The sequence below is a fragment of the Azotobacter armeniacus genome (assembly GCF_054779355.1).
Window position 1 is genome coordinate 49,530 of sequence record NZ_BAAGYK010000007.1, and the last position, 22,996, is coordinate 72,525.

The window sequence follows — 22,996 nt, forward strand, 5'->3', positions numbered from 1 at the left end:
CGGCGGCCACTTAGATATGGCGAACTTCGATGATCTCGTACTCGACGATACCGCTCGGGGTCTTCACCACCACCACATCCCCCTCCTCCTTGCCCACCAGGGCACGGGCGATGGGCGAGCTGACCGACAGCTTGCCCTGCTTGATGTCGGCCTCGTCGTCGCCGACGATCTGGTAGACCACGGTTTCATCGGTCTCGACGTTGGCGATTTCCACAGTGACGCCGAAGATCACCTTCCCGGTGTGGGGAATGGCCGTCACGTCGATGATCTGCGCGTTCTGCAGACGGCCCTCGATATCGCGAATCCGCGCCTCGACCATACCCTGCTGCTCGCGAGCGGCATGGTATTCGGCGTTCTCCTTAAGATCGCCTAACTCGCGCGCCTCGGCGATCGCCTGGGTGATCTGCGGACGCAGTTCGGTCTTCAGTTGCTTGAGCTCTTCCTCCAGAGCACGCGCGCCCTGGACAGTCATCGGAAATTTGGTCATGCGTTGATTCCTGCATGGAGATCCTGCAGACGGCGCACGGTCTTCTCGGGACCGAACTTGAGAGCCTCACAGATCGCCTGACCACCGGCGATGGTGGTGGTAATGCAGATCTTGTGCTGCAGGGCGTTGCGACGGATCGAGAAGGAGTCGGCGATCGACTGACGCCCCTCGGTGGTATTGATGATCAGGGTGACCTCGTCGTTCTTGATCATGTCGACCACATGAGGACGCCCCTCGGTCACCTTGTTCACCCGGCGAACCGGCAGGCCTGCTGCCTCGATCATTCGGGCGGTACCGGCAGTGGCCACCACTTCAAAGCCGAGAGCGACCAGATTGCGCGCTACGTCGGTAACAAACGGTTTGTCATCCTCACGCACACTGATGAAGGCGCAGCCGCCGGTCGGTAGCGTCTCGCTGGCCCCCAACTGGGCCTTGGCGAAGGCCTCGGCGAAGCTGTCGCCGACGCCCATTACCTCACCGGTGGACTTCATTTCCGGGCCGAGTATCGGGTCGACGCCGGGGAACTTGGCGAACGGAAACACCGCCTCCTTCACGCTGAAGTACGGAGGAATGATTTCCTGGGTGAAGCCGACTTCCGCGAGGGTCTTGCCGGCCATCAGGCGCGCCGCAACCTTGGCCAGGGACTGGCCGATGCACTTGGAGACGAACGGCACGGTGCGCGAAGCACGCGGGTTCACCTCCAGCACGTAGATGTCCTCGCCCTGCACGGCCATCTGCACGTTCATCAGACCGACCACACCGAGCTCCAAGGCCATTTTCCCGACCTGGACGCGAATTTCGTCCTGGATGTGCCTGGACAACGAGTAGGGGGGCAGCGAACAGGCCGAGTCGCCGGAGTGCACGCCGGCCTGCTCGATATGCTGCATGATCGCGCCGATCACCACATCCTGGCCATCGCACACAGCATCCACGTCAACCTCGATGGCGCAGTTGAGGAAGTGATCCAGCAGTACCGGGCTGTCGTTGGACACCTGTACCGCTTCGCGCATGTAGCGCTTGAGCTCGTCTTCCTCGTAGACAATCTCCATCGCCCGACCGCCAAGCACGTAGGACGGACGCACCACCAGCGGATAGCCAATCCGCTTGGAGGCGGCGATGGCCTCCTCCTCGCTGCGCGCCGTGGCGTTCGGCGGCTGGCGCAGGTTCAGCCGCTCGACCATGTGCTGGAAGCGCTCGCGGTCTTCGGCACGGTCGATGGCATCCGGGCTGGTGCCGATGATCGGTACGCCAGCCTCTTCCAAGGCGCGGCAGATCTTCAGCGGCGTCTGGCCGCCATACTGGACGATCACGCCCTTGGGCTGCTCGACGCGGACGATTTCCAGTACGTCCTCCAGGGTCACCGGCTCGAAATACAGGCGATCGGAGGTGTCGTAGTCAGTGGAGACGGTTTCCGGATTGCAGTTGACCATGATGGTCTCATAGCCATCTTCGCGCATGGCCAGTGCGGCATGCACACAGCAGTAGTCGAACTCGATGCCTTGGCCGATGCGGTTGGGGCCGCCGCCGATGACCATGATCTTGTCGCGAGATGACGGGTTGGCCTCGCATTCTTCCTCGTAGGTCGAGTACATGTAGGCGGTATCAGTGGCGAACTCGGCGGCGCAGGTATCGACACGCTTGTATACCGGCTGCACCTTCAGCTTCTGCCGATGGCTGCGCAGGTTCTTCTCGGTAACGCCGAGCAGCTTGGCCAGGCGTGCGTCGGAGAAGCCCTTGCGCTTGAGTTTCCACATCAGGTCGCGGTCGATGCTGGACAGGCCGCGAGTCTTGACTCGCTCCTCTTCCTTGATCAGATCCTCAATCTGCACCAGGAACCAAGGGTCGATCTTGGTCAGAGCGAACACACCCTCGACACTCTTGCCGGCACGAAAGGCGTCGGCCACGTACCAGATGCGCTCGGCGCCCGGCACGGTCAACTCGCGCTTGAGGATGCTCTCGGCTTCCGGATTGCCCAAATCCAGCTTGGGATCGAAACCGCTAACTCCCACCTCCAGACCACGCAGGGCCTTCTGCACCGACTCCTGGAAGGTGCGACCGATAGCCATCACTTCGCCCACGGATTTCATCTGTGTGGTCAGGCGGGCATCGGCCTTGGGAAACTTCTCGAAGGCGAAGCGCGGCACCTTGGTGACCACGTAGTCGATGGCCGGCTCGAAGGAAGCCGGGGTGCGGCCGCCGGTGATGTCGTTGGACAGTTCGTCGAGGGTGTAGCCCACCGCCAGCTTGGCGGCGATCTTGGCGATCGGGAAGCCGGTGGCCTTGGAAGCCAGTGCCGAGGAGCGCGACACGCGCGGGTTCATCTCGATCACCACCATGCGGCCGTCGACCGGGTTGATGCCGAACTGGACGTTGGAGCCGCCAGTTTCCACGCCAATCTCGCGCAGCACCGCAAGCGATGCGTTGCGCATGATCTGGTATTCCTTGTCGGTCAGGGTCTGTGCCGGCGCCACAGTGATCGAGTCGCCGGTGTGCACGCCCATCGGGTCGAAGTTCTCGATGGCGCAGACGATGATGCAGTTGTCCTTCTTGTCACGGACCACCTCCATCTCGTATTCCTTCCAACCGATCAGCGATTCGTCGATCAGGAGTTCGCTGGTCGGCGACAGGTCCAGACCGCGGGTGCAGATTTCCTCGAACTCTTCACGGTTGTAGGCAATGCCGCCACCGGTGCCGCCCATGGTGAAACTGGGGCGGATGATGCAGGGAAAGCCGACCTTGTCCAGCACGCCGTAGGCTTCGTCCATGTTGTGGGCGATGCCGGAGCGCGGGCAGGCCAAGCCGATGTCGCGCATGGCCTTGTCGAAGCGCGAGCGGTCTTCGGCCTTGTCGATGGTATCGGCGTTGGCACCGATCATCTCGACGCCGAACTTCTCCAGCACGCCGTGCTTTTCCAGATCCAAGGCGCAGTTCAGCGCGGTCTGGCCGCCCATGGTCGGCAGCAGGGCGTCGGGGCGCTCCTTCTCGATGATCTTGGCCACGGTCTGCCACTTGATCGGCTCGATGTAGGTGGCATCGGCCATGGCCGGGTCGGTCATGATGGTGGCCGGGTTGGAGTTCACCAGGATGACGCGGAAGCCTTCCTCCTTCAGCGCCTTGCACGCCTGGGCGCCGGAGTAGTCGAACTCGCACGCCTGGCCGATGACGATGGGGCCGGCGCCGAGGATCAGGATGCTTTTAATGTCTGTACGTTTTGGCATGGTCTCTCACACGAATCCGTTGATCTGTCGGCGGGCTCAGCGACGCTTGGCCATTTCGGCGATGAAGCGATCGAACAGCGGGGCCACGTCGTGCGGGCCAGGGCTGGCTTCCGGGTGGCCCTGGAAGCTGAAGGCGACCTTGTCGGTGCGCTCGATGCCTTGCAGCGTGCCGTCGAACAGCGATTTGTGGGTGGCGCGCAGGTTAGCCGGCAGGCTCGATTCGTCCGCCGCGAAACCGTGGTTCTGGCTGGTGATCATCACCGCGCCGGTATCGAGGTCCTGCACCGGGTGGTTGGCACCGTGATGGCCATGGCCCATCTTCACCGTCCTGGCGCCGGAGGCCAGCGCCAGCAATTGGTGGCCGAGGCAGATACCGAACACCGGAATTTCGGTCTCGAGGATGTCCTTGATCGCCTGGATCGCATAGTCGCACGGCTCGGGATCGCCGGGACCGTTGGAGAGGAACACGCCATCGGGATTCAGCGCCAGCACCTCGCTGGCCCGAGTCTGTGCCGGCACCACGGTCAGACGGCAACCACGTGCCACCAGCATGCGCAGGATGTTCAGCTTGACGCCGAAGTCGTAGGCTACCACGTGATAGGGCAGCCTGCTGGCCGGGATTTCAGGATGGCTGTCGGTCGCCAGCTCCCAGATGCTGGAACGCCACTCGTAGCGCTCGGTGCAGCTGACCACCTTGGCCAGGTCCATGCCCTTGAGGCCCGGGAAGCTTCGTGCCAAGTCCAGAGCCCTCTCCTCGGAGGCGTCGTCACCCACCAGGATGCAGCCGTTCTGTGAGCCCCTCTCGCGCAAGAGGCGCGTCAGACGGCGGGTATCGATATCGGCGATGGCCACGCAGCCGTTTTCTTTGAGATAGTCCGACAATGACTGCTTGTTGCGCCAGTTGCTGGCCAACAGCGGCAGGTCGCGGATGATCAGGCCGGCCGCCCACACGCGACTGGACTCGGCATCCTCCGGAGTGGTGCCGGTGTTGCCGATGTGTGGGTAGGTCAGGGTGACGATCTGTTGGGCATATGAAGGATCGGTAAGGATTTCCTGATAGCCGGTCATGGCAGTGTTGAACACCACCTCGCCGATGGTCTGTCCATCGGCGCCGATGGATTCGCCACGAAAGATGCTGCCATCAGCAAGGGCGAGAATGGCTGGCTTAGTCAAGAAGACCTCCCGTAAATCAAGCCTGAAAGGGCATACGCAGATTGTAAAAAAGCGGAATGACGTGTAAACACATCATCCCGCTCTTTTTCAGATTGTCTGCGTGCTTTTAGTAGACACATTGGAATCCTAGGTTACAGGAAAAGGCCTTTCCGGTCCAGCAACCCACTATTCCACTCAGTCTTTTCAACGCAGCGCGAGCACATCCTGCATGTCGTACAGCGCCGGAGTGCGCTCCTCCAGCCAGAGTGCGGCACGCACCGCCCCCTTGGCGAAGGTCATGCGACTGGAGGCTTTGTGGGTGATCTCGACCCGCTCGCCTTCAGCGGCGAACAGCACGGTGTGATCGCCGACCACGTCGCCGGCGCGCACCGTAGCGAAACCGATGGTCTCCCGGGCCCGAGCCCCGGTCTGGCCTTCGCGGCCGTACACCGCCACTTTCCGCAAGTCGCGCCCCAGGGCGCCTGCTACCACCTCCCCCATGCGCAAGGCCGTTCCAGACGGCGCGTCGACCTTGTGCCGGTGGTGCGCCTCGATGATCTCGATGTCGACCTCATCGCCCAGCACCCGCGCCGCGGTATCCAGCAGCTTCAGGCACAGGTTGACGCCGACGCTGAAGTTGGCGGCGAAAACGACCGGAATCTCCCGGGCCGCCTCGCTCAGCAGTTGCCGCTCGTCGACCGAAAAGCCGGTGGTGCCGATCACCATGGCCTTGCCGGCCTGGCGGCAGATTTCCAGATTCTTCAGGGTCACGGTCGGATGGGTGAAATCGATCAGCACATCGAATTCGTCCACCACCGTTCCCAGATCACCCGACAAGGCCACGCCGATCCGTCCCAGACCGGCCAGCTCACCGGCATCAGCCCCCACCAAGGTACTGTCCGGCCGACCGACGGCCGCGGCCAGGCGAGCTCCCGACGCCTGCTGCGTCGCCTCGATCAGGGCCTTGCCCATGCGCCCGGCGGCGCCCATCACAGCAATACGTCGCATAACATCAACCTCAAGCTACAAACCTAAGGCTGCAAGCAGGAAGCGGCTACTTGAAGAGCCTGCCGCTCACAGCCTGCAGCCATAGGTTACAAATCATCGAAAAAGCGCTTCATGCCCTCGAACCAGCCACTGGCCTTGGGCGAATGGCTGCTGTTGCCCTGCAGGCTACCGCGAAACTCCTCGAGCAGCTCGCGCTGGCGCTTGCTCAGATTGACCGGAGTTTCCACTACCACCCGGCACATCAGGTCACCAGCCGCACCGCCACGCACCGGCGCCACGCCCTTGCCACGCAACCGGAACAGTTTGCCAGTCTGGGTGCCCTCCGGGATCTTCAACTTGACCCGGCCATCCAAGGTAGGCACCTCCAGCTCGCCGCCGAGCGCCGCGTCGGCGAAGCTGATTGGTACCTCGCAGTACAGATGTTTGCCGTCACGCTGGAAGATCGGGTGCTCGCGGACACTGACCACCACATACAAGTCGCCAGGCGGCCCGCCCAAGGTACCCGCCTCGCCCTCGCCGGCCAGACGGATGCGATCGCCGCTATCGACCCCAGCCGGCACTTTCACCGACAGGGTCTTGTGCTCCTCGACCCGCCCCTGGCCATGACAGTCAGGGCAGGGGTCGGCAATCATCTTGCCGCTGCCGTGGCAGCGCGGACAGGTCTGCTGCACCGAGAAAAAACCCTGTTGCATGCGCACCTGACCGATGCCACCACAGGTCGTGCAGGTGACTGGCGTGGTGCCCCTCTTCGCGCCGCTGCCATCGCAGGTCTTGCAATGCACTAGGGTCGGCACACGAATGGTCACCGTCGTGCCGCGAACAGCCTCCTCCAGATTGAGCTCCAGGGTATAGCGCAGATCGCTGCCGCGCTGTGGCCCGCCACGGGGACCACCGCGTCCGCTACCGAAGAAATCGCTGAACACATCGCCGAAGATGTCAGAGAAGTTGGCCCCACCGGCACCGAAACCGGCGCCGCCACCCATGCTCTGATCGACTCCCGCATGGCCGTACTGGTCGTAGGCCGTCCGCTTGCCGGCATCGGAGAGCACCTCGTAGGCCTCGTTGGCCTCCTTGAACCTCTCCTCGGCCGACTTGTCCTCGGGATTGCGATCGGGGTGGTACTTCATGGCCAGACGGCGGTAGGCCTTCTTCAGCTCCGCCTCGTCGGCTCCCCGCTCGACCCCCAGCACCTCGTAATAGTCACGCTTTGCCATAAACCTCATGAACTCCAGATTCGTCTGCCCCAGACACGCCGACGCGGGAGCAAGCTCCCGCGCGGCGGTTCAGGCCCTTCGCAGGCGATGGGCCGGGACGGAAGCAAGCGTGATGCTTACTTGTTGTTCTTGCTGTCCTTGACCTCTTCGAACTCCGCGTCCACCACGTCGTCCGCGGCCTTGGCCTTCTCGCCACCCTGGGCAGCGTCGCCGGACTCCGCCTGCTCGGCATACATCTTCTGCGCCAGCGGCGCGGTGGCCTGGGACAGGGCATTCACCTGGGACTCGATGAGGGTCTTGTCGTCGCTCTTGAGCGCGGCCTCCAGGTCGGTGACTGCCTTCTCGATGGCGACCTTCTCGTCCGCGCTGACCTTGTCACCAGCCTCGGAGATCATCTTGCGGGTAGCGTGCACCAGCTGGTCGCCCTGGTTGCGCACGGAGACCAGCTCCTCGAACTTGCGGTCTTCCTCGGCGTTGGCCTCGGCATCGCGCACCATCTGCTGGATCTCTTCCTCGGACAGGCCCGAGTTGGCCTTGATTACTATGGACTGGTGCTTGCCGGTGGCCTTGTCCTTGGCGGACACGTGCAGGATGCCATTGGCGTCGATGTCGAAAGTAACCTCAATCTGCGGCACACCACGCGGCGCCGGCGGGATGTCAGCCAAGTCGAAGCGGCCCAGCGACTTGTTCTGCGCGGCCTGCTTGCGCTCGCCCTGCAGCACGTGGATGGTCACCGCGCCCTGGTTGTCGTCGGCGGTGGAGAACACCTGCGACTTCTTGGTCGGAATGGTGGTGTTCTTCTCGATCAGTGCGGTCATCACACCACCCAGGGTCTCGATGCCCAAGGTCAGCGGGGAAACGTCGAGCAGCAGCACGTCCTTGACGTCGCCGGCCAACACGGCCCCCTGGATGGCAGCACCCATGGCCACGGCCTCGTCCGGGTTGACATCCTTGCGCGCTTCCTTGCCGAAGAACTCGGCGACCTTCTGCTGCACCAGCGGCATACGGGTCTGACCGCCAACCAGAATCACCTCGTCGATCTTGCCCACGTCGATGCCGGCATCCTTCAGAGCGATTCGGCACGGCTCGATGGTACGCTGCACCAACTCCTCGACCAAGGCCTCCAGCTTGGCACGGGAAATCTTTACGTTGAGATGCTTGGGGCCGGTCGCGTCGGCAGTGATGTATGGCAGGTTAACATCGGTCTGCTGACTGGAGGACAGCTCGATCTTAGCCTTTTCGGCGGATTCCTTCAGGCGTTGCATGGCCAGCGGATCGCCCTTGAGGTCGATGCCGGACTCCTTCTTGAACTCGTCGACGAGATAGTCGATCAGGCGGATGTCGAAGTCCTCGCCACCCAGGAAGGTGTCGCCGTTGGTGGCCAGCACCTCGAACTGGTGCTCGCCATCGACCTCGGCAATCTCGATCACCGACACATCGAAGGTGCCACCGCCCAGGTCGTAGACGATGATGGTGTGGTCGCCCTTGGCCTTGTCCATGCCATAGGCCAGCGCCGCGGCGGTCGGCTCGTTGATGATCCGCTTGACGTCCAGACCGGCGATGCGGCCGGCATCCTTTGTGGCCTGGCGCTGGCTGTCGTTGAAGTAGGCCGGCACGGTGATCACCGCTTCGGTGACCGGCTCGCCGAGGTAGTCTTCGGCAGTCTTCTTCATCTTCTTCAGCACTTCGGCGCTGATCTGCGGCGGCGCCATCTTCTGGCCCTTCACTTCCACCCAGGCGTCGCCGTTGTCGGCCTTGACGATTTTGTAGGGGACCAGCTTGATGTCCTTCTGCACCACGTCCTCTTCGAAACGGCGGCCGATCAGGCGCTTCACCGCGTACAGAGTGTTGTGCGGGTTGGTCACCGCCTGGCGCTTGGCGCTCTGGCCGACCAGGATCTCGCCGTCGCCGCTGTAGGCGATGATCGACGGGGTGGTGCGCGCACCTTCCGCATTCTCGATGACCTTGGCCACGCCGTTTTCCAGCACGGACACGCAGGAGTTGGTAGTGCCCAGGTCGATACCGATGATTTTGCCCATATTCACTCTCCGAAACTTTGATTCAGCAGGCCACTGAAAGCCACTGCGCTAACCCTTCCACTGGCCTGCCGCCGTGCCCCGGAAGGCCAGGCGAGAAAGCCGATAAATGCATGCCCTTACAGATGGGGACGAGCCGTCCCATTTCAAGCCTGTGCGTCGCTCGCGGGCGCCGGCGCCTTGCTGACCACGACCATCGCCGGACGCAGCAGACGGCCGCTGAGCAGGTAACCCTTCTGGAACACCTTGAGCACGCTGCCAGGCTCGGCACTGGCGCTTTCCTCCATGGCCATCGCCTGATGGTGCTCGGGATTGAAGGGCTCGCCGTGGGGATCGACCTGCTCGAGCTGGTAGCGCTTGAGCACGTCATGGAACATCTTCAGGGTCAACTCCATGCCTTCGCGCATCGGCCGGATCGACTCCTCGGCCGGATCGGACAGTTCGATACCGCGCTCGAGGCTGTCGACCACCCCCAGCAGATCCTGGGCAAAACGCTCGAGGGCGAACTTGTGCGCCTTCTCCACATCCTGCTCGGCCCGCCGACGCACGTTCTGCAACTCCGCTGCGGCGCGCAGTGACTGATCCTGAGCGGCAGCCAACTGCTCTTCCAGCACCTGCACGCGAGCGGCCAGGTCCTCGTCAGCAGCGGCACCTTCGTCGGCCGGAGACACCTCGGGAGTCTGGTTATCCAGGTTCTGTTCGTCAGCCATGCATCTCTCCTTTCAAAAAACGGCCACGGGAGCGGCTCGTGTTTCTGCCGCCCTATATGGGGATGCAATCTCCTGCTTCAAGGGGAGCTGCGCAGCTCATCGCCATTTCACATGCCAGCGAGTTGTCGACGCAAAACCGCCTACTGTATAAATACACAGATACCGCATCATGGGAGCCTCGTCATGCTGCTGCACCTGTCGATCCACAACTACGCCATCGTCGAACATCTGGACCTCGAGCTGGATGCGGGCATGACCGTTATCACCGGCGAAACCGGTGCCGGCAAGTCGATCATGCTCGACGCCCTCGGCCTGGCGCTGGGCGACCGGGCCGACAGCGGTGCCGTACGGCCGGGCGCGCACAAGGCGGACATCCTCGCCAGCTTCGACCTGGCGACGATCCCCGAAGCACAGGCCTGGCTCGCCGAGCGCGACCTGGAGCGCGAAGGCCCGTGCATCCTGCGCCGAGTGATCACCGCCGAAGGCCGCTCGCGCGCCTACATCAACGGCTCGCCCTGCCCGCAGGGCGATCTCCGGGCGCTCGGCGAACTGCTGATCGACGTCCACAACCAGCACGAGCACCAGTCCCTGCTGAAAAACGACACCCAGCGGCGCCTGCTCGACGAATACGCGGGCGCCAGCGACCTGGCCCGCCAGGTGCAACTGGCCGCCCAGCGCTGGCGACAGACGCGCCAGGAGCTGGAAAGACGGTGCAGCGCCGGCGACGAACAGCGCGCCCGCCAGCAGTTGCTCAGCTATCAGTTGGAAGAACTGGAGAGTCTTGCCCTCGGCGACCATGAACTGGAAGAGCTGGAGCAGGAGCAGAAGGTCCTGGCCAACGCCGAGCACCTGCTCGGCAACTGCCGCCAGGTCATCGACCTGTGCAGCGAAAACGATGCCGGCAACGTGCTCTCCGCCCTGACCGCCAGCCTACAGCGCCTGACTAGCCTGCAGGCGCTGCCCGGCCCGCTCGGCGAAGCGGTCAGCCTGCTCGCCAGCGCGCAGATCCAGGTCGAGGAAGCCGTCGGCGAGCTGAACCGCTTTCTCGACCATTTCGATGTCGATCCGCAGCGGCAACAGAATGTCGAGGAGCGTCTCGATGCCATCTACAGCCTGGCGCGCAAGCACCGGGTACAGCCGTGCGAACTGATCCCCCTGCAGCAGCGACTGCTGGACGAACAGGCCGGACTGAATGCGGACGACGAAACCCTCGAGCGCCTCGACCGCGAGCTGACGGCCTACGCACGGCGTTACCAGGAAAAGGCCGAGGAGCTCAGCGGTCTCCGCCGGCAGGCCGGTGAACGCCTGGCCACGGCAGTGGAGCAGCAAATGCAGTGCCTGGGCATGCCCGGCGGGCGCTTCGCCATCGAACTGCATCCGTCCGGCTCGAGCGAGCCTCATTCCCAAGGGCTCGAGCAGGTCGAGTTCCTGGTCAGCGCTAACCCCGGCCAGCCACTGAAACCCCTAGCCAAGGTGGCCTCGGGCGGCGAGCTGTCGCGCATCAGCCTGGCGATCCAGGTGATCACCGCCCAGACATCACGCACCCCGACCCTGGTATTCGACGAGGTCGATGTTGGCATCGGCGGACCGACCGCCGAAGCGGTCGGTCGACTCCTGCGCCAGCTCGGCCAGCTCGGCCAGGTGCTGACCGTCACCCATCTGCCCCAGGTCGCCGCCCAAGGCCATCGCCACCTCTTCGTGCACAAGGCCCGCGGAGTCGATGACACCCGCACGGCGGTCATCCACCTGGATGGCGGCCCACGCATCGAGGAAGTCGCCCGCATGCTCGGCGGGCTCGAGCTGACCAAGGAGTCCCTGGCCCACGCCCGGCGCATGATCGGCAGCGCCCAGGCCTGAGCGGCACCGCCAACCAAAGCAACAAAAAGGCGACCTACGGGCCGCCTTTTTGCTCGAGGGGCCGAAGTGCGCTCCGAACCTCAGGACTTCTTGCGCACGTAGAGCACCAGATTGTGGTCGACCAGATCGAAACCGTGCCGCTTGACGATTTCCCTCTGCAATTTCTCGATATCCGGATCGTAGAACTCGATCACCTCGCCGGAGTCCACACAGACCATGTGGTCGTGATGGCCACTGTCGGCCAGCTCGAACACCGCATGTCCGCCATCGAAGTTATGTCGCACTACCAACCCAGCCGCCTCGAACTGGGTCAGCACCCGATAGACCGTTGCCAGCCCCACGTCTTCCCCAGCCTCCATCAACGCCTTGTAGACATCTTCCGCGCTCATGTGGCGATGCCCGGCAGAGTCAAGCATCTGCAGGATCTTGACGCGCGGCAGGGTAACTTTCAGACCGGCTTTACGCAGTTCGTTATTTTCAACCATGGTCGGCTTTCTTGCTGCTGCTTCGCAGCCTCCTTCAATGCGGGTATTATCAGGGATTAGTGCCCCAGCAGATAGCGGAACTCTCCCAGCAATGCAAAACACCAAGCTCATGCTGACCAGTCTACCCCTCGTGGGCCTGCTTGCTCTTGCCGGCTGCACGATTCCCGGGGTTTACAAAATCGACATTCAGCAGGGCAATGTCGTGACGCAAGACATGATAGACCAGTTGCGCCCGGGAATGACCCGCCGTCAAGTCCGGTTTGTCATGGGCAGCCCACTGATCACCGATACTTTCCACCCAGATCGCTGGGACTATCTGTACAGCATCAAGCCCGGTGGCGGCCAGCGGCTGCAGGAGCGGGTCAGCCTGGTATTCGACAGCAACGATCTGCTGGTCGGCCTGGCCGGCGACTTCCTCCCCGGCGTCACCCGCGAAGAAGAGATTCTAGGCGGCGGCGACACGACCATCAGAAGAGCGCGGCCCGAGGAAGGCGAAGAGCCGGCCAAACCCGGCTCCCTGCTCGAGGAGATCCAGCGCGAAGTGGACGAAGCAGAAAGCGAGCCCGTACCGACGCCGGAACCCCTGGACCCCACCCGGCAATAAGCCTGCCGAACCCTGGAGCGATCCGGGCCTCCCCCCACGAAGATACCGCCGGACCTCACTCCGGCAACTCTTCACCCGCCCCGGCCCTGGCGGCCCTGGCGGCCCTGGCGGCCCTGGCGGCCCGCAGCTTGCGAACCTCCTTGGGATCGGCGATCAACGGACGATAGATCTCCACCCGCTCGCCCTCCTCCAGCACGCGTTCCTCCGGCCTGGCCACCGCCTTGCCGAAAATCCCCAGCGGACTGTTCGCCAGATCCAGACCAGGAAAGTCCCTGTCGAGACCGGAGCGCAACGCTGCCTCACGCACCGTAGTGCCGCGCGGCACACTCAGGCAGACCAGCCTCTGCCGATCTGCCAGCGCATAGACCACCTCCACGGCGACGCTCTGCCTATCCATACAGCTGCTTGGCCCGCTCGCAAAAGGCGTCCACCAAGGTGTTGGCCGCCTGGTTGAACAACGGCCCGAGGGTCGCCCTGACCAGCGGCCCGGAGTAGTCAAAGGTCAGATCGAGACTGATCTTGCAGGCCTTCTCGCCGAGCGCCTTGAACTCCCAGAAGCCGTGCAGATGGGCGAAAGGTCCCTCCTCCAGGTTCATCTCGATGCTTCGGCCCGGCTGCAGGCTGTTACGGGTGAGGAAGCGCTGACTCAAGCCCCCCTTGGCCACTTCCAGCCTGGCACGCATCTGCGTCTCGCTGGTTTCCAGCACTTCGGCGGAGCTGCACCAGGGAAGGAAATCCGGATAGTGCACCACGTCGTTGACCAGATCATAAAGAGCACGCGCCGGAAAGGGCAGCAGTGCCGAGCGGTGTATGCGAGTTGCCATTCAATGAACTCTCGGTTACTTCGTCAATTCGCCAGCAAACACGGCAGCACGTCTGGCGCTTGCAGGGCCGCCCGACAGACCGCACAGGGAATGCCGAAGGTTCAGACAAGGGCACTGTCGATGTAACTATCGCGCCTTGCCTGCATCTGCGTGCAGGAGCGATCGGGCATTGTCCGAAATTAGCCGCCCCCCCTCAAGCTCGGTGTCGCCAGCCTGCCCGCAACTGCCTATAATGCGCGCCCTATGGCTAAGCAAAAGAAACACCCTCAGGGCAACATTGCGCAAAACAAGAAGGCGCTGCACGACTACTTCATCGAACAGAAGTTCGAGGCTGGTCTGGCCTTGGCTGGCTGGGAGGTGAAGAGCCTGCGTGCCGGCAAGGCACAACTGGTCGACAGCTACGTATTGCTGAAGGATGGCGAGGCCTGGCTGCTCGGCAGCCACATCACGCCCCTGACGACAGCCAGCACCCACGTGATTGCTGACCCGACCCGCACCCGCAAGCTGCTGCTGCACAAGCGCGAGCTCGGCAAGCTGTTCGGTGCCGTCCAGCAGAAGGGCTATGCCTGTGTTGCCCTGTCGCTGTACTGGAAGAAGCACCTGATCAAGTGCGAGATCGCCCTGGCCAAGGGCAAGAAGGAGTACGACAAGCGCGACACTGAGAGGGTCCGCGACTCCGATCGGGAAATCCAGCGCGCCATACGCAGCAAGGGCAAGGAAGATTGAGTTTCCAGGCGGCACCACCCCGGACGCCGCCCACGCCTGTCACTCCTCGACCAATCCCTGACGCCGCCGCGCCCGCGCCTCGCGCTGCGCCTCCTGCTGCGCTTCGGCCAGCACCTCCTGCACATAGTGGATATGCCGGCTGGAAATCGCCCGCGCCTCTTCGGCCCGTCCCTCGACGATCGCTTCATACAGCTCGCGATGCTGCTGCATTAGCATGTTGCGGGTCTCGCCGCGCTGCGCATACATGCCGCCGATATTGATCACCACGTTGCGCCTGAGCAGGTCGAACAACCCCTTGATGGTGTGCAGCAGCACGGCATTGTGGCTGGCCTCGGCGATCGCCAGGTGGAAATGCGCATCGGCAAGCCCCTCCTCGGTACTGCCACCGAGCACCGGGACGGCGTAGCACCGCTGCAGACGCTCGAACGCCGCGCGCAGACGCTCGTGATCCAGCGACGTGGCGCGTTGCGCCGCATAGAAGGCACAGGCTCCCTCCAGGGTATGCCGAAACTCCAGCAGGTCGCGCTGCGCCTCGGTACTGCCTTCCAGCAACTGCAACAGCGGATCGCTGAAGGTCGAGCCCAGCGCCTCGGCCACATAGGTGCCGCCACCCTGGCGACTGACCAGCAGGCCACGCGCCGCCAGCTTCTGAATCGCCTCGCGCAGCGAGGGGCGCGACACGCCGAACTGCTCGGACAGCGCGCGCTCCGCCGGCAGGCGTTCACCGGCCTTGAGCGAACCCTCAAGGATCATTGCCTCCAGGCGCTCGACGATGCCATCCGACAGGCGACGCTGCCGAACCGGACCAAATCCCATTCCTTCCTCCCCATGGTTTGACCGCTCAAGCTCCTGTTCGGAGCGCGCGACTGGCAAGCCTAGCGCCAGGGCGGAAAGCGCCACAAGCCATAGCCTGGCGACCAAAGTCAAAATAAAGGCAATTGACAACCCACGATTGCAACTTTTACCCTGAGCCTCGCCACTTGTAAATTGGTATTACCATTTTAGGCCAACAAATTTAATAACCGGCCACGAGGTCCAGCCATGCCTGCTCTGCTTGCCCGTTACATCCTGTCCACCATCCATCCGCGCGCCGCGCACTGATCCGAGGTATCGCCATGCAACCCGGAGTCCTTGCGCTTCTCGCCTTTTCCCCAATCCTGCTCGCCGCCGTCCTGCTGGTCGGCCTGCGCTGGCCCGCCAAGCGCGCCATGCCGCTGGTCTACCTGCTCACCGCCGGCATCGGCCTGTTCGCCTGGGACATGAGCCTCAACCGCGTACTCGCCTCCACCCTGCAGGGTCTGGTCATCACCATCGGCGTGCTGTGGATCATCTTCGGCGCCATCCTGCTGCTGAACACCCTCAAGCACTCCGGCGCCATCGCCGTGATCCGCTCCGGCTTCACCACCATCAGCCCCGACCGGCGCATCCAGGCGATCATCATCGCCTGGCTGTTCGGCTGCTTCATCGAAGGCGCCTCCGGCTTCGGCACCCCGGCGGCCATCGCCGCCCCGCTGCTGGTGGCCATCGGCTTCCCGGCGCTGGCCGCGGTGCTGATGGGCATGCTGGTGCAGAGCACCCCGGTGTCCTTCGGTGCGGTCGGCACGCCGATCATCATCGGCGTCAACAGCGGCCTGGACAGCGCCAGCCTGGGCGCCCGCCTGAGCGCCGAAGGCTCCAGCTGGGAGGTGTTCCTGCAACTGATCACCAGCAACGTGGCGATCATCCACGCCATCGTCGGCACTCTGATGCCGCTGATCATGGTGCTGATGCTGACCCGCTTCTTCGGCAAGGAGAAGAGCTGGAAGGCCGGCTTCGAGGTGCTGCCGTTCGCCATTTTCGGCGGCCTGGCCTTCACCCTGCCCTACGTCGCCACCGGCGTGTTCCTCGGCCCCGAGTTCCCGTCGCTGGCCGGTGGGTTGATTGGTCTGGCCATTGTCACCAGCGCCGCGCACTTCGGCTTCCTGGTGCCGAAGAACACCTGGGACTTCGCCGACGCCAAGGACTGGCCGAGCGAGTGGCTGGGCAGCGTGGAGATGAAGCTCGATGCGCTCACCCAGCGGCCGATGAGCACCCTGCGTGCCTGGCTGCCCTATGTGCTGGTCGGCCTGCTGCTGGTGATCAGCCGGGTGTTCCCGGAAGTCGGCAGCGCCCTGAAGTCGGTGGTGCTGGTATTCCCCGACCTGCTCGGCGAAACCGGGATCAAGGCCGACTTCATGCCGCTGTACCTGCCGGGCGGCATCCTGGTCGCCGTGGTCATCGCCACCTTCTTCCTGCATGGCATGAAGACCCGCGAACTGGCAGCGGCAGTTGGCGAATCGAGCAAGGTGCTGCTCGGCGCCGGCTTCGTCCTGCTGTTCACCGTGCCGATGGTGCGCATCCTGATCAACTCCGGCGTCAATACCGGCGGGCTGCCGAGCATGCCGATCGCCATGGCGCAATGGGCGGCCGACAGCGTCGGCAGCATCTATCCGCTGCTGGCGCCGAGCATCGGCGCCCTGGGTGCCTTCATCGCCGGCTCCAACACGGTGAGCAACATGATGCTCAGCCAGTTCCAGTTCGGCGTGGCCGAAAGCCTGGGCATCTCCGGCGCGCTGATCGTCGCCGCGCAGGCCATCGGCGCCGCCGCCGGCAACATGGTGGCGATCCACAACGTGGTCGCCGCCTCCGCCACCGTCGGCCTGCTCGGACGCGAAGGCAGCACCCTGCGCAAGACCGTGTGGCCGACCTTCTACTACGTGCTGTTCACCGGCCTGATCGCCCTGTTCGCGATCTATGTCCTCGGTGTCAGCGATCCGCTGGTGAACGCCCGCTGACGGCCGCCGCCGACCGAGCGAACCCCGCCCCGTGCGGGTTTCGCCGGTGCCGAAACCACCAGGCCAATGGATGATCGGAGATCCCGATGAGCGAACTCTTCTACAACGCCGCGCCCAACGCCACCCGCGTGGCGCCGCCCCTGCCCGAACCGCGCCAGTACCCGGCGCAGAAACCGGGCAACGCCTACCTGTTCGGCACCTGCGTGCTCGACCTGTTCTTCCCCGAGGCCGGCCTCGACGCCATCCGCCTGCTCGAGCGCGAAGGCATCAAGGTGCATTTCCCCCAGGAGCAGAGCTGCTGCGGCCAGCCGGCCTACACCTCGGGCTACACCGACGAGGCGCGCCAGGTCGCCCGTGCCCAGCTGGCGCTGTTCGCCGAGGACTGGCCGCTGGTGGTACCGTCCGGCTCCTGCGCCGGGATGATCCGCCACCACTATTGCGAGCTGTTCAAGGACGAGCCGGCCACCCTGCACCAGGTGCAGGCGCTGGCCGCACGCACCTTCGAACTGGCCGAGTTCCTCCTCCACGTCTGCAAGGTCGAGTTCAAGGACCGGGGCCAGCCGACCCAGGTCGCCCTGCACACCTCCTGCTCGGCACGCCGCGAGATGAACACCCACCTGCACGGCCGCGCCCTGCTCGCCCAACTGGAGAAGGTCGAACGCGTCGAGCACGACCACGAGAGCGAGTGCTGCGGCTTCGGCGGCACCTTCAGCGTGCGCATGCCGGACATCTCCGGCGCCATGGTCGCCGACAAGACCCGCGCTCTGCAGGAATCCGGCGCCGCCGAAGTGGTCAGCGCCGACTGCGGCTGTCTGCTCAACATCAACGGCGCGCTGGAGAAGCAGCACGCGCCGCTGCGCGGCCAGCACCTGGCCAGCTTCCTCTGGAAACGCACCGGAGGCGCCCGATGAACAGCCAGGCCCGCATCCCGGCGGTGGAGCTTTCCAGCCGCGACCTCAAGCACAACGCCCACAACGCCCTCGGCGACACCCAACTGCGCGGCAACATGCGCAAGGCCATGGACTCGCTGATGGCCAAGCGCCTGGCCGCGATGCCGGACGACTACGAACGCGAGCACCTGCGCGAGATGGGCAACCATGTGCGCGCCCGCGCTCTGTCCAGGCTGCCCGAGCTGCTCGAACGGCTGGAGGCCAACCTGACCCGCAACGGCGTGAAGGTGCACTGGGCGGAAACGGTGGACGAGGCCAACGCCATCGTCCTGCAGATCGCCGAGGCCCATCAGGCCAAACAGGTGATCAAGGGCAAGTCGATGGTCAGCGAGGAAATGGAGATGAACCATTTCCTCGAACGCCACGGCATCGAGGCGCTGGAATCGGACATGGGCGAGTACATCATCCAGCTCGACCACGAGAAGCCCACCCACATTATCATGCCGGCGATCCACAAGAACGCCCGCCAGGTCGCCCATCTGTTCCACGACAAGCTCGGCGAGCCCTACACCGAGGACGTCGATGCGCTGATCCAGACCGGCCGGCGCGCGCTGCGCCAGAAGTTCTTCGAGGCCGACATCGGCGTCTCCGGGGTCAACTTCGCGGTGGCCGAGACCGGCACCCTGCTGCTCGTGGAAAACGAGGGCAACGGCCGCATGTCCACCGGCGTGCCGCCGGTTCACATCGCCGTCACCGGCATCGAGAAGGTGGTGGAAAACCTGCGCGACGTGGTGCCGCTGCTCTCCCTGCTGACCCGCTCCGCGCTCGGCCAGGGCATCACCACCTACGTCAACCTGATCTCCGGGCCGCGCCAGGCCGATGAGCTGGACGGCCCGCAGGAAGTGCACCTGGTGCTGCTGGACAACGGCCGCAGCCAGGCCTTCGCCGACGGCGAGCTGCGCCAGACCCTCAACTGCATCCGCTGCGGCGCCTGCATGAACCACTGCCCGGTGTACACCCGGATCGGCGGCCAGGCCTACGGCACCGTCTACCCCGGGCCGATCGGCAAGATCATCTCGCCGCACCTGATGGGCCTGGAGAACACCCCCGACCACCCCAGCGCTTCCTCGCTGTGCGGCGCCTGCGGCGAGGTCTGCCCGGTGAAGATCCCGATCCCCGCGCTGCTGCGCCGCCTGCGCGAGGAGAACATCAAGAAGCCGGATGCACCCAACCCGGTCATGCGCGGCCAGGGCAGCAAGTACTCGGCCGGCGAGCGCCTGCTGTGGAAGGGCTGGCGCCTGCTCAACACCTCGCCGTGGCTGTACCGCGCCTTTGGCTTTTTCGCCACCCGCCTGCGCGGCCTGACGCCGGGCAGCCTCGGCCCCTGGACGCAGAACCACAGCGCACCGAAACCGGCCGCCCGCTCGCTGCACGAGCTGGCCCGCGAGCACCTGGAGGGCAAATGATGTCGGCCAAAGCCAATATCCTCGCCAAGCTGAGAAAGAGCCTCGAGGGCACCCAGCCCATCGCCGACGACTACGACGTGGACCTGGTGACCCGGCCCTGGAGCTACCCGGCCGCGGAACGCATCCCGCGCCTGCGCCAGCTGATGGAGGCGGTGCACACCGAAACCCACCTGACCACCACGGCCGAGTGGCCGGCGCTGCTGGAAAAGCTGCTGGCCGACAAACAGCTGCCCAGACTGCTGATCGCCCCGAGCACCGCCCACGGCGCACAGCTCGCCGCGCACTTCGCCGGGCGCGAGGGCCTGCCGCGGCTCAAGGCCTACGACCGGCCGATCGAGGAGTGGAAGGCCGAACTGTTCGACGACACCCCGGCCAGCCTCACCGGCACCCTCGGCGCGATCGCCGCCACCGGCAGCCTGATCCTCTGGCCGACCCGCGAGGAGCCGCGCCTCATGAGCCTGGTGCCGCCGGTGCACTTCGCCCTGCTCAAGGCCAGCGAGATCCACGACAACTTCCACGAGGTGCAGCAGAAACAGCAGTGGGCCGCCGGCATGCCAACCAACGCCCTGCTGGTGTCCGGCCCGTCGAAGACCGCCGACATCGAGCAGGTGCTCGCCTACGGCGCCCACGGCCCCAAGGATCTGGTCGTACTGATCCTGGAGGATGCATGACCCTGCCCGCTTCCTTTACGAGCGCCGTCGAACGGCTGATTCCCCGCGAGCGGCGCTTCGACGATCCGCTGTCGACGCTGGCCTTCGGCACCGACGCCAGCTTCTACCGGCTGATTCCCAAGCTGGTGCTGCGCGTCGAGACCGAGGCCGAGGTGGTCAAGCTGCTGCGCCTGGCCTCTGCCTCCCGCGTGCCGGTGACCTTCCGCGCCGCCGGCACCAGCCTCTCCGGCCAGGCGGTGACCGACTCGGTGCTGATCGTCCTCGGCGAGCAGTGGAACGGCCGCGACATCCGCAACGGCGGCGCGCAGATCCGCCTGCAGCCCGGCGTCATCGGCGCCCACGCCAACGCCGTGCTGGCCCCGCTGGGGCGCAAGATCGGCCCGGACCCGGCGTCGATCAACGCGGCGAAGATCGGTGGCATCGTCGCCAACAACTCCAGCGGCATGTGCTGCGGCACCTCGCAGAACAGCTACCACACCCTCGCCGCCCTGCGCCTGGTGCTGGCCGACGGCACAGTGCTGGACACCGAGGACCCGCTCAGTGTGACCAGCTTCCAGGCCAGCCACGGCGAGCTGCTCAAGCAGCTTGCCGAGCTGGGCCGGCAGACCCGTGCCGACGAAGCACTGGCGGCGAAGATCCGCCACAAGTACCGGCTGAAGAACACCACCGGCCTGTCCCTCAACGCACTGGTGGACTACGACCTGCCGCAGGACATCCTCACCCACCTGATGGTCGGTTCCGAAGGCACCCTGGGTTTCATCAGCGCGGTGACCTACGACACCGTGCCCGAGCATCCGCACAAGGCCAGCGCGCTGATCGTCTTCCCCGACGTGGAGACCTGCTGCAACGCCGTGCCGGTGCTCAAGCAGCAGCCGGTCTCGGCGGTGGAACTGCTCGACCGGCGCAGCCTGCGCTCGGTGCAGGACAAGCCGGGCATGCCGGAGTGGGTCAAGGCGCTTTCCGCCGGCGCCTGCGCCCTGCTGATCGAAACCCGTGCCTCCGGCCCCTCGCTGCTGGAAGAGCAGATCGAGCGGATCGCGGCGTCCATCGCCGGCTTCCCGGTGGAGAAGCAGGTCGACTTCAGCAGCGACCCGGCCGTCTACAACCAGCTGTGGAAGATCCGCAAGGACACCTTCCCGGCGGTCGGCGCGGTGCGCCAAACCGGCACCACGGTGATCATCGAGGACGTCACCTTCCCGATCGAGCGCCTGGCCGAGGGTGTCAACCGGCTGATCGAGCTGCTGGAAAAACATCATTACGACGAGGCGATCCTGTTCGGCCACGCCCTGGAGGGCAACCTGCACTTCGTCTTCACCCAGGGCTTCGACGAGCCGGCCCAGGTCGCCCGCTACGAGGCCTTCATGCAGGAGGTCGCGCAACTGGTAGCGGTGGAGTTCGGCGGCTCGCTGAAGGCCGAGCACGGCACCGGGCGCAACATGGCGCCCTTCGTCGAGCTGGAATGGGGCCATGACGCCTACCAGCTGATGTGGAAGATCAAGCGCCTGCTCGACCCCCAGGGCATCCTCAACCCCGACGTGGTGCTCTCCGAAGACCCCGAGATCCACCTGAAGAACCTCAAGCCGCTGCCGGCCGCCGACGAGATCGTCGACAAGTGCATCGAATGCGGCTTCTGCGAGCCGGTCTGCCCGTCCCGCGGCCTGACCCTGACGCCGCGCCAGCGCATCGTCATGTGGCGCGACATCCAGGCCAGACGGCGCAACGGCACGGCCAGCGACGCCCTGGAGAAGGCCTACCGCTACCAAGGCATCGACACCTGCGCAGCCACCGGCCTGTGCGCCCAGCGCTGCCCGGTGGGGATCAACACCGGCGATCTGGTGCGCAAGCTGCGCGGCCTGAAAGCCGGCCATAGCGGCACCGCCGACTGGCTGGCCGGGCACTTCGCCGCCGCCGTGCGCGCCTCTCGCCTGGTGCTGGTCGCCGCCGACGGCGCGCGCCGCCTGCTCGGCGCGCCGCGCCTGGCGAAGTTCAGCAGCGCTCTGCACAAAGCCAGCGGCGGGCATCTGCCACAATGGACGCCCGCCATGCCGCAACCGGTGCGCCTGCAGCGGCCTGCCGCGCCACAGCCCGACGAGCGCCCGAGGGTGGTCTACCTCGCCGCCTGCGTGTCGCGCGCCATGGGGCCGGCCGGCGACGACAGGGAGCAGGTGCCGCTGATCGACAAGACCCGCGCCCTGCTGGAAAAGGCCGGCTACCAGGTGGTCTTTCCGGAGGGGCTGGACAAGCTCTGTTGCGGCCAGCCGTTCGCCTCCAAGGGCTATGCCGAACAGGCCGAGCGCAAACGCCGGGAAACCCTCGACGCCCTGCTCGAGGCCAGCCGCGGCGGACTCGATCCGATCTACTGCGATACCAGCCCCTGCACCCTGCGGCTGGTCCAGGAGTCGACCGACCCGCGTCTGCAGATCTTCGATCCGGTGAAATTCATCCGCACCTTCCTGCTCGAACGTCTGGACTTCGAGCCGCAGGACACGCCGATCGCCGTGCACGTCACCTGCAGCACCCAGCATCTGGGCGAAGCCCAGGCATTGATCGACATCGCCCGGCGCTGCGCCCGGGAGGTGGTGATTCCGGAAGGCATCCACTGCTGCGGCTTCGCCGGCGACAAGGGCTTCACCACCCCCGAGCTGAACGCCAACGCCCTGCGCAGCCTGAAAGAGGCGGTGCAGTACTGCGAGGAAGGCGTCTCCACCAGCCGCACCTGCGAGATCGGCCTCAGCCGGCACAGCGGTCTCGACTACCACGGACTGGTCTACCTGGTCGACCGGGTCAGCCGCGCCAAGGCCCGCCCGGCCTGACCCCGCCGGGGCAGGGACGCTC

Annotated in this window: 19 protein-coding genes; 8 read left to right on the forward strand and 11 right to left on the reverse strand. The window is 65.0% G+C overall.

Features of this window, described 5'->3' with window-relative positions; translation table 11 throughout:
- Positions 1 to 10: 10 nt before the first annotated feature.
- The 7 genes from greA to grpE all read right to left on the reverse strand — a co-directional run bounded on the left by greA (position 11) and on the right by grpE (position 9,825).
- Positions 11 to 487, reverse strand: a complete 477-nt coding sequence (gene greA / locus ACYVD0_RS02185; protein ID WP_460425267.1) for a transcription elongation factor GreA — start codon at positions 485 to 487, stop codon at positions 11 to 13.
- A complete protein-coding gene (gene carB / locus ACYVD0_RS02190; RefSeq protein ID WP_460425268.1) occupies positions 484 to 3,705 on the reverse strand; it encodes a carbamoyl phosphate synthase large subunit in 3,222 nt (1,073 codons plus the stop codon). The genes greA and carB overlap by 4 nt, the downstream gene beginning before the upstream one ends.
- A gap of 36 nt (positions 3,706 to 3,741) precedes the next feature.
- On the reverse strand, positions 3,742 to 4,878 hold the full coding sequence (gene carA, locus ACYVD0_RS02195; RefSeq protein ID WP_460425269.1) for a carbamoyl-phosphate synthase small subunit: 1,137 nt from the start codon (positions 4,876 to 4,878) through the stop codon (positions 3,742 to 3,744).
- A 183-nt stretch (positions 4,879 to 5,061) separates the two neighbouring features.
- The gene (gene dapB / locus ACYVD0_RS02200; protein ID WP_460425270.1) at positions 5,062 to 5,865 is read right to left on the reverse strand and encodes a 4-hydroxy-tetrahydrodipicolinate reductase; all 804 of its coding nucleotides are present in this window, start codon (positions 5,863 to 5,865) and stop codon (positions 5,062 to 5,064) included.
- An 86-nt stretch (positions 5,866 to 5,951) separates the two neighbouring features.
- Positions 5,952 to 7,079, reverse strand: a complete 1,128-nt coding sequence (dnaJ, locus tag ACYVD0_RS02205) for a molecular chaperone DnaJ (RefSeq protein WP_460425271.1) — start codon at positions 7,077 to 7,079, stop codon at positions 5,952 to 5,954.
- Between the two features lie 116 nt (positions 7,080 to 7,195).
- Positions 7,196 to 9,118: an Hsp70 family protein gene (dnaK, locus tag ACYVD0_RS02210; protein WP_460425272.1), complete on the reverse strand. Its 1,923-nt coding sequence runs from the start codon at positions 9,116 to 9,118 to the stop codon at positions 7,196 to 7,198.
- 143 nt (positions 9,119 to 9,261) lie between these two features.
- A complete protein-coding gene (gene grpE / locus ACYVD0_RS02215) occupies positions 9,262 to 9,825 on the reverse strand; it encodes a nucleotide exchange factor GrpE (RefSeq protein WP_460425273.1) in 564 nt (187 codons plus the stop codon).
- Positions 9,826 to 10,008: 183 nt separating this feature from the next.
- Between grpE and recN the strand changes: the two genes are divergently transcribed.
- Positions 10,009 to 11,682, forward strand: coding sequence for a DNA repair protein RecN (gene recN / locus ACYVD0_RS02220; protein WP_460425274.1), 1,674 nt, complete (start codon positions 10,009 to 10,011; stop codon positions 11,680 to 11,682).
- Between the two features lie 80 nt (positions 11,683 to 11,762).
- Here the strand turns inward: recN and fur are convergent, their stop codons facing one another.
- Positions 11,763 to 12,167, reverse strand: a complete 405-nt coding sequence (fur, locus tag ACYVD0_RS02225) for a ferric iron uptake transcriptional regulator (RefSeq protein WP_460425275.1) — start codon at positions 12,165 to 12,167, stop codon at positions 11,763 to 11,765.
- A 91-nt stretch (positions 12,168 to 12,258) separates the two neighbouring features.
- Here fur and ACYVD0_RS02230 point away from each other — a divergent pair, with 91 nt between their 5' ends.
- Positions 12,259 to 12,771: an outer membrane protein assembly factor BamE gene (locus tag ACYVD0_RS02230; protein WP_460425276.1), complete on the forward strand. Its 513-nt coding sequence runs from the start codon at positions 12,259 to 12,261 to the stop codon at positions 12,769 to 12,771.
- A gap of 55 nt (positions 12,772 to 12,826) precedes the next feature.
- Here the strand turns inward: ACYVD0_RS02230 and ACYVD0_RS02235 are convergent, their stop codons facing one another.
- Together ACYVD0_RS02235 and ACYVD0_RS02240 are read right to left on the reverse strand one after the other, a co-directional pair.
- Positions 12,827 to 13,168: an RnfH family protein gene (locus tag ACYVD0_RS02235; RefSeq protein ID WP_460425277.1), complete on the reverse strand. Its 342-nt coding sequence runs from the start codon at positions 13,166 to 13,168 to the stop codon at positions 12,827 to 12,829.
- Entirely contained in the window at positions 13,161 to 13,595 is a 435-nt protein-coding gene (locus ACYVD0_RS02240) for a type II toxin-antitoxin system RatA family toxin (protein WP_460425278.1), read from the reverse strand. The genes ACYVD0_RS02235 and ACYVD0_RS02240 overlap by 8 nt, the downstream gene beginning before the upstream one ends.
- A gap of 243 nt (positions 13,596 to 13,838) precedes the next feature.
- On the opposite strand from ACYVD0_RS02240, the gene smpB reads away from it, so the two are divergent.
- Positions 13,839 to 14,321, forward strand: a complete 483-nt coding sequence (gene smpB / locus ACYVD0_RS02245) for an SsrA-binding protein SmpB (RefSeq protein ID WP_131338583.1) — start codon at positions 13,839 to 13,841, stop codon at positions 14,319 to 14,321.
- Between the two features lie 39 nt (positions 14,322 to 14,360).
- On the opposite strand, the gene ACYVD0_RS02250 is transcribed toward smpB, so the two are convergent.
- Positions 14,361 to 15,137: an FCD domain-containing protein gene (locus ACYVD0_RS02250; RefSeq protein WP_460425279.1), complete on the reverse strand. Its 777-nt coding sequence runs from the start codon at positions 15,135 to 15,137 to the stop codon at positions 14,361 to 14,363.
- 299 nt (positions 15,138 to 15,436) lie between these two features.
- Here ACYVD0_RS02250 and ACYVD0_RS02255 point away from each other — a divergent pair, with 299 nt between their 5' ends.
- The 5 genes from ACYVD0_RS02255 (at position 15,437) to ACYVD0_RS02275 (ending at position 22,974) form a co-directional block, all read left to right on the forward strand.
- Positions 15,437 to 17,134 carry an L-lactate permease gene (locus ACYVD0_RS02255; RefSeq protein WP_460425280.1) on the forward strand — a complete coding sequence of 566 codons (1,698 nt, stop codon included), beginning with the start codon at positions 15,437 to 15,439 and terminating at the stop codon, positions 17,132 to 17,134.
- Between the two features lie 86 nt (positions 17,135 to 17,220).
- The gene (locus ACYVD0_RS02260; RefSeq protein WP_460425281.1) at positions 17,221 to 18,045 is read left to right on the forward strand and encodes a (Fe-S)-binding protein; all 825 of its coding nucleotides are present in this window, start codon (positions 17,221 to 17,223) and stop codon (positions 18,043 to 18,045) included.
- Entirely contained in the window at positions 18,042 to 19,490 is a 1,449-nt protein-coding gene (locus tag ACYVD0_RS02265) for a lactate utilization protein B (protein ID WP_460425282.1), read from the forward strand. The genes ACYVD0_RS02260 and ACYVD0_RS02265 overlap by 4 nt, the downstream gene beginning before the upstream one ends.
- Positions 19,490 to 20,161: a LutC/YkgG family protein gene (locus ACYVD0_RS02270; RefSeq protein WP_460425300.1), complete on the forward strand. Its 672-nt coding sequence runs from the start codon at positions 19,490 to 19,492 to the stop codon at positions 20,159 to 20,161. The genes ACYVD0_RS02265 and ACYVD0_RS02270 overlap by 1 nt, the downstream gene beginning before the upstream one ends.
- Positions 20,158 to 22,974, forward strand: coding sequence for an FAD-binding and (Fe-S)-binding domain-containing protein (locus tag ACYVD0_RS02275; RefSeq protein ID WP_460425283.1), 2,817 nt, complete (start codon positions 20,158 to 20,160; stop codon positions 22,972 to 22,974). The genes ACYVD0_RS02270 and ACYVD0_RS02275 overlap by 4 nt, the downstream gene beginning before the upstream one ends.
- Positions 22,975 to 22,996: the final 22 nt, after the last annotated feature.

Coding starts and splice junctions, on each gene's coding strand:
- greA (WP_460425267.1), bottom strand. CDS start 487: ATGACCAAATTTCCGATGACTGTCCAGGGCGCGCGTGCTCTGGAGGAA.
- carB (WP_460425268.1), bottom strand. CDS start 3,705: ATGCCAAAACGTACAGACATTAAAAGCATCCTGATCCTCGGCGCCGGC.
- dapB (WP_460425270.1), bottom strand. CDS start 5,865: ATGCGACGTATTGCTGTGATGGGCGCCGCCGGGCGCATGGGCAAGGCC.
- dnaJ (WP_460425271.1), bottom strand. CDS start 7,079: ATGGCAAAGCGTGACTATTACGAGGTGCTGGGGGTCGAGCGGGGAGCC.
- dnaK (WP_460425272.1), bottom strand. CDS start 9,118: ATGGGCAAAATCATCGGTATCGACCTGGGCACTACCAACTCCTGCGTG.
- grpE (WP_460425273.1), bottom strand. CDS start 9,825: ATGGCTGACGAACAGAACCTGGATAACCAGACTCCCGAGGTGTCTCCG.
- recN (WP_460425274.1), top strand. CDS start 10,009: ATGCTGCTGCACCTGTCGATCCACAACTACGCCATCGTCGAACATCTG.
- fur (WP_460425275.1), bottom strand. CDS start 12,167: ATGGTTGAAAATAACGAACTGCGTAAAGCCGGTCTGAAAGTTACCCTG.
- ACYVD0_RS02230 (WP_460425276.1), top strand. CDS start 12,259: ATGCAAAACACCAAGCTCATGCTGACCAGTCTACCCCTCGTGGGCCTG.
- ACYVD0_RS02235 (WP_460425277.1), bottom strand. CDS start 13,168: ATGGATAGGCAGAGCGTCGCCGTGGAGGTGGTCTATGCGCTGGCAGAT.
- ACYVD0_RS02240 (WP_460425278.1), bottom strand. CDS start 13,595: ATGGCAACTCGCATACACCGCTCGGCACTGCTGCCCTTTCCGGCGCGT.
- smpB (WP_131338583.1), top strand. CDS start 13,839: ATGGCTAAGCAAAAGAAACACCCTCAGGGCAACATTGCGCAAAACAAG.
- ACYVD0_RS02250 (WP_460425279.1), bottom strand. CDS start 15,137: ATGGGATTTGGTCCGGTTCGGCAGCGTCGCCTGTCGGATGGCATCGTC.
- ACYVD0_RS02255 (WP_460425280.1), top strand. CDS start 15,437: ATGCAACCCGGAGTCCTTGCGCTTCTCGCCTTTTCCCCAATCCTGCTC.
- ACYVD0_RS02260 (WP_460425281.1), top strand. CDS start 17,221: ATGAGCGAACTCTTCTACAACGCCGCGCCCAACGCCACCCGCGTGGCG.
- ACYVD0_RS02265 (WP_460425282.1), top strand. CDS start 18,042: ATGAACAGCCAGGCCCGCATCCCGGCGGTGGAGCTTTCCAGCCGCGAC.
- ACYVD0_RS02270 (WP_460425300.1), top strand. CDS start 19,490: ATGTCGGCCAAAGCCAATATCCTCGCCAAGCTGAGAAAGAGCCTCGAG.
- ACYVD0_RS02275 (WP_460425283.1), top strand. CDS start 20,158: ATGACCCTGCCCGCTTCCTTTACGAGCGCCGTCGAACGGCTGATTCCC.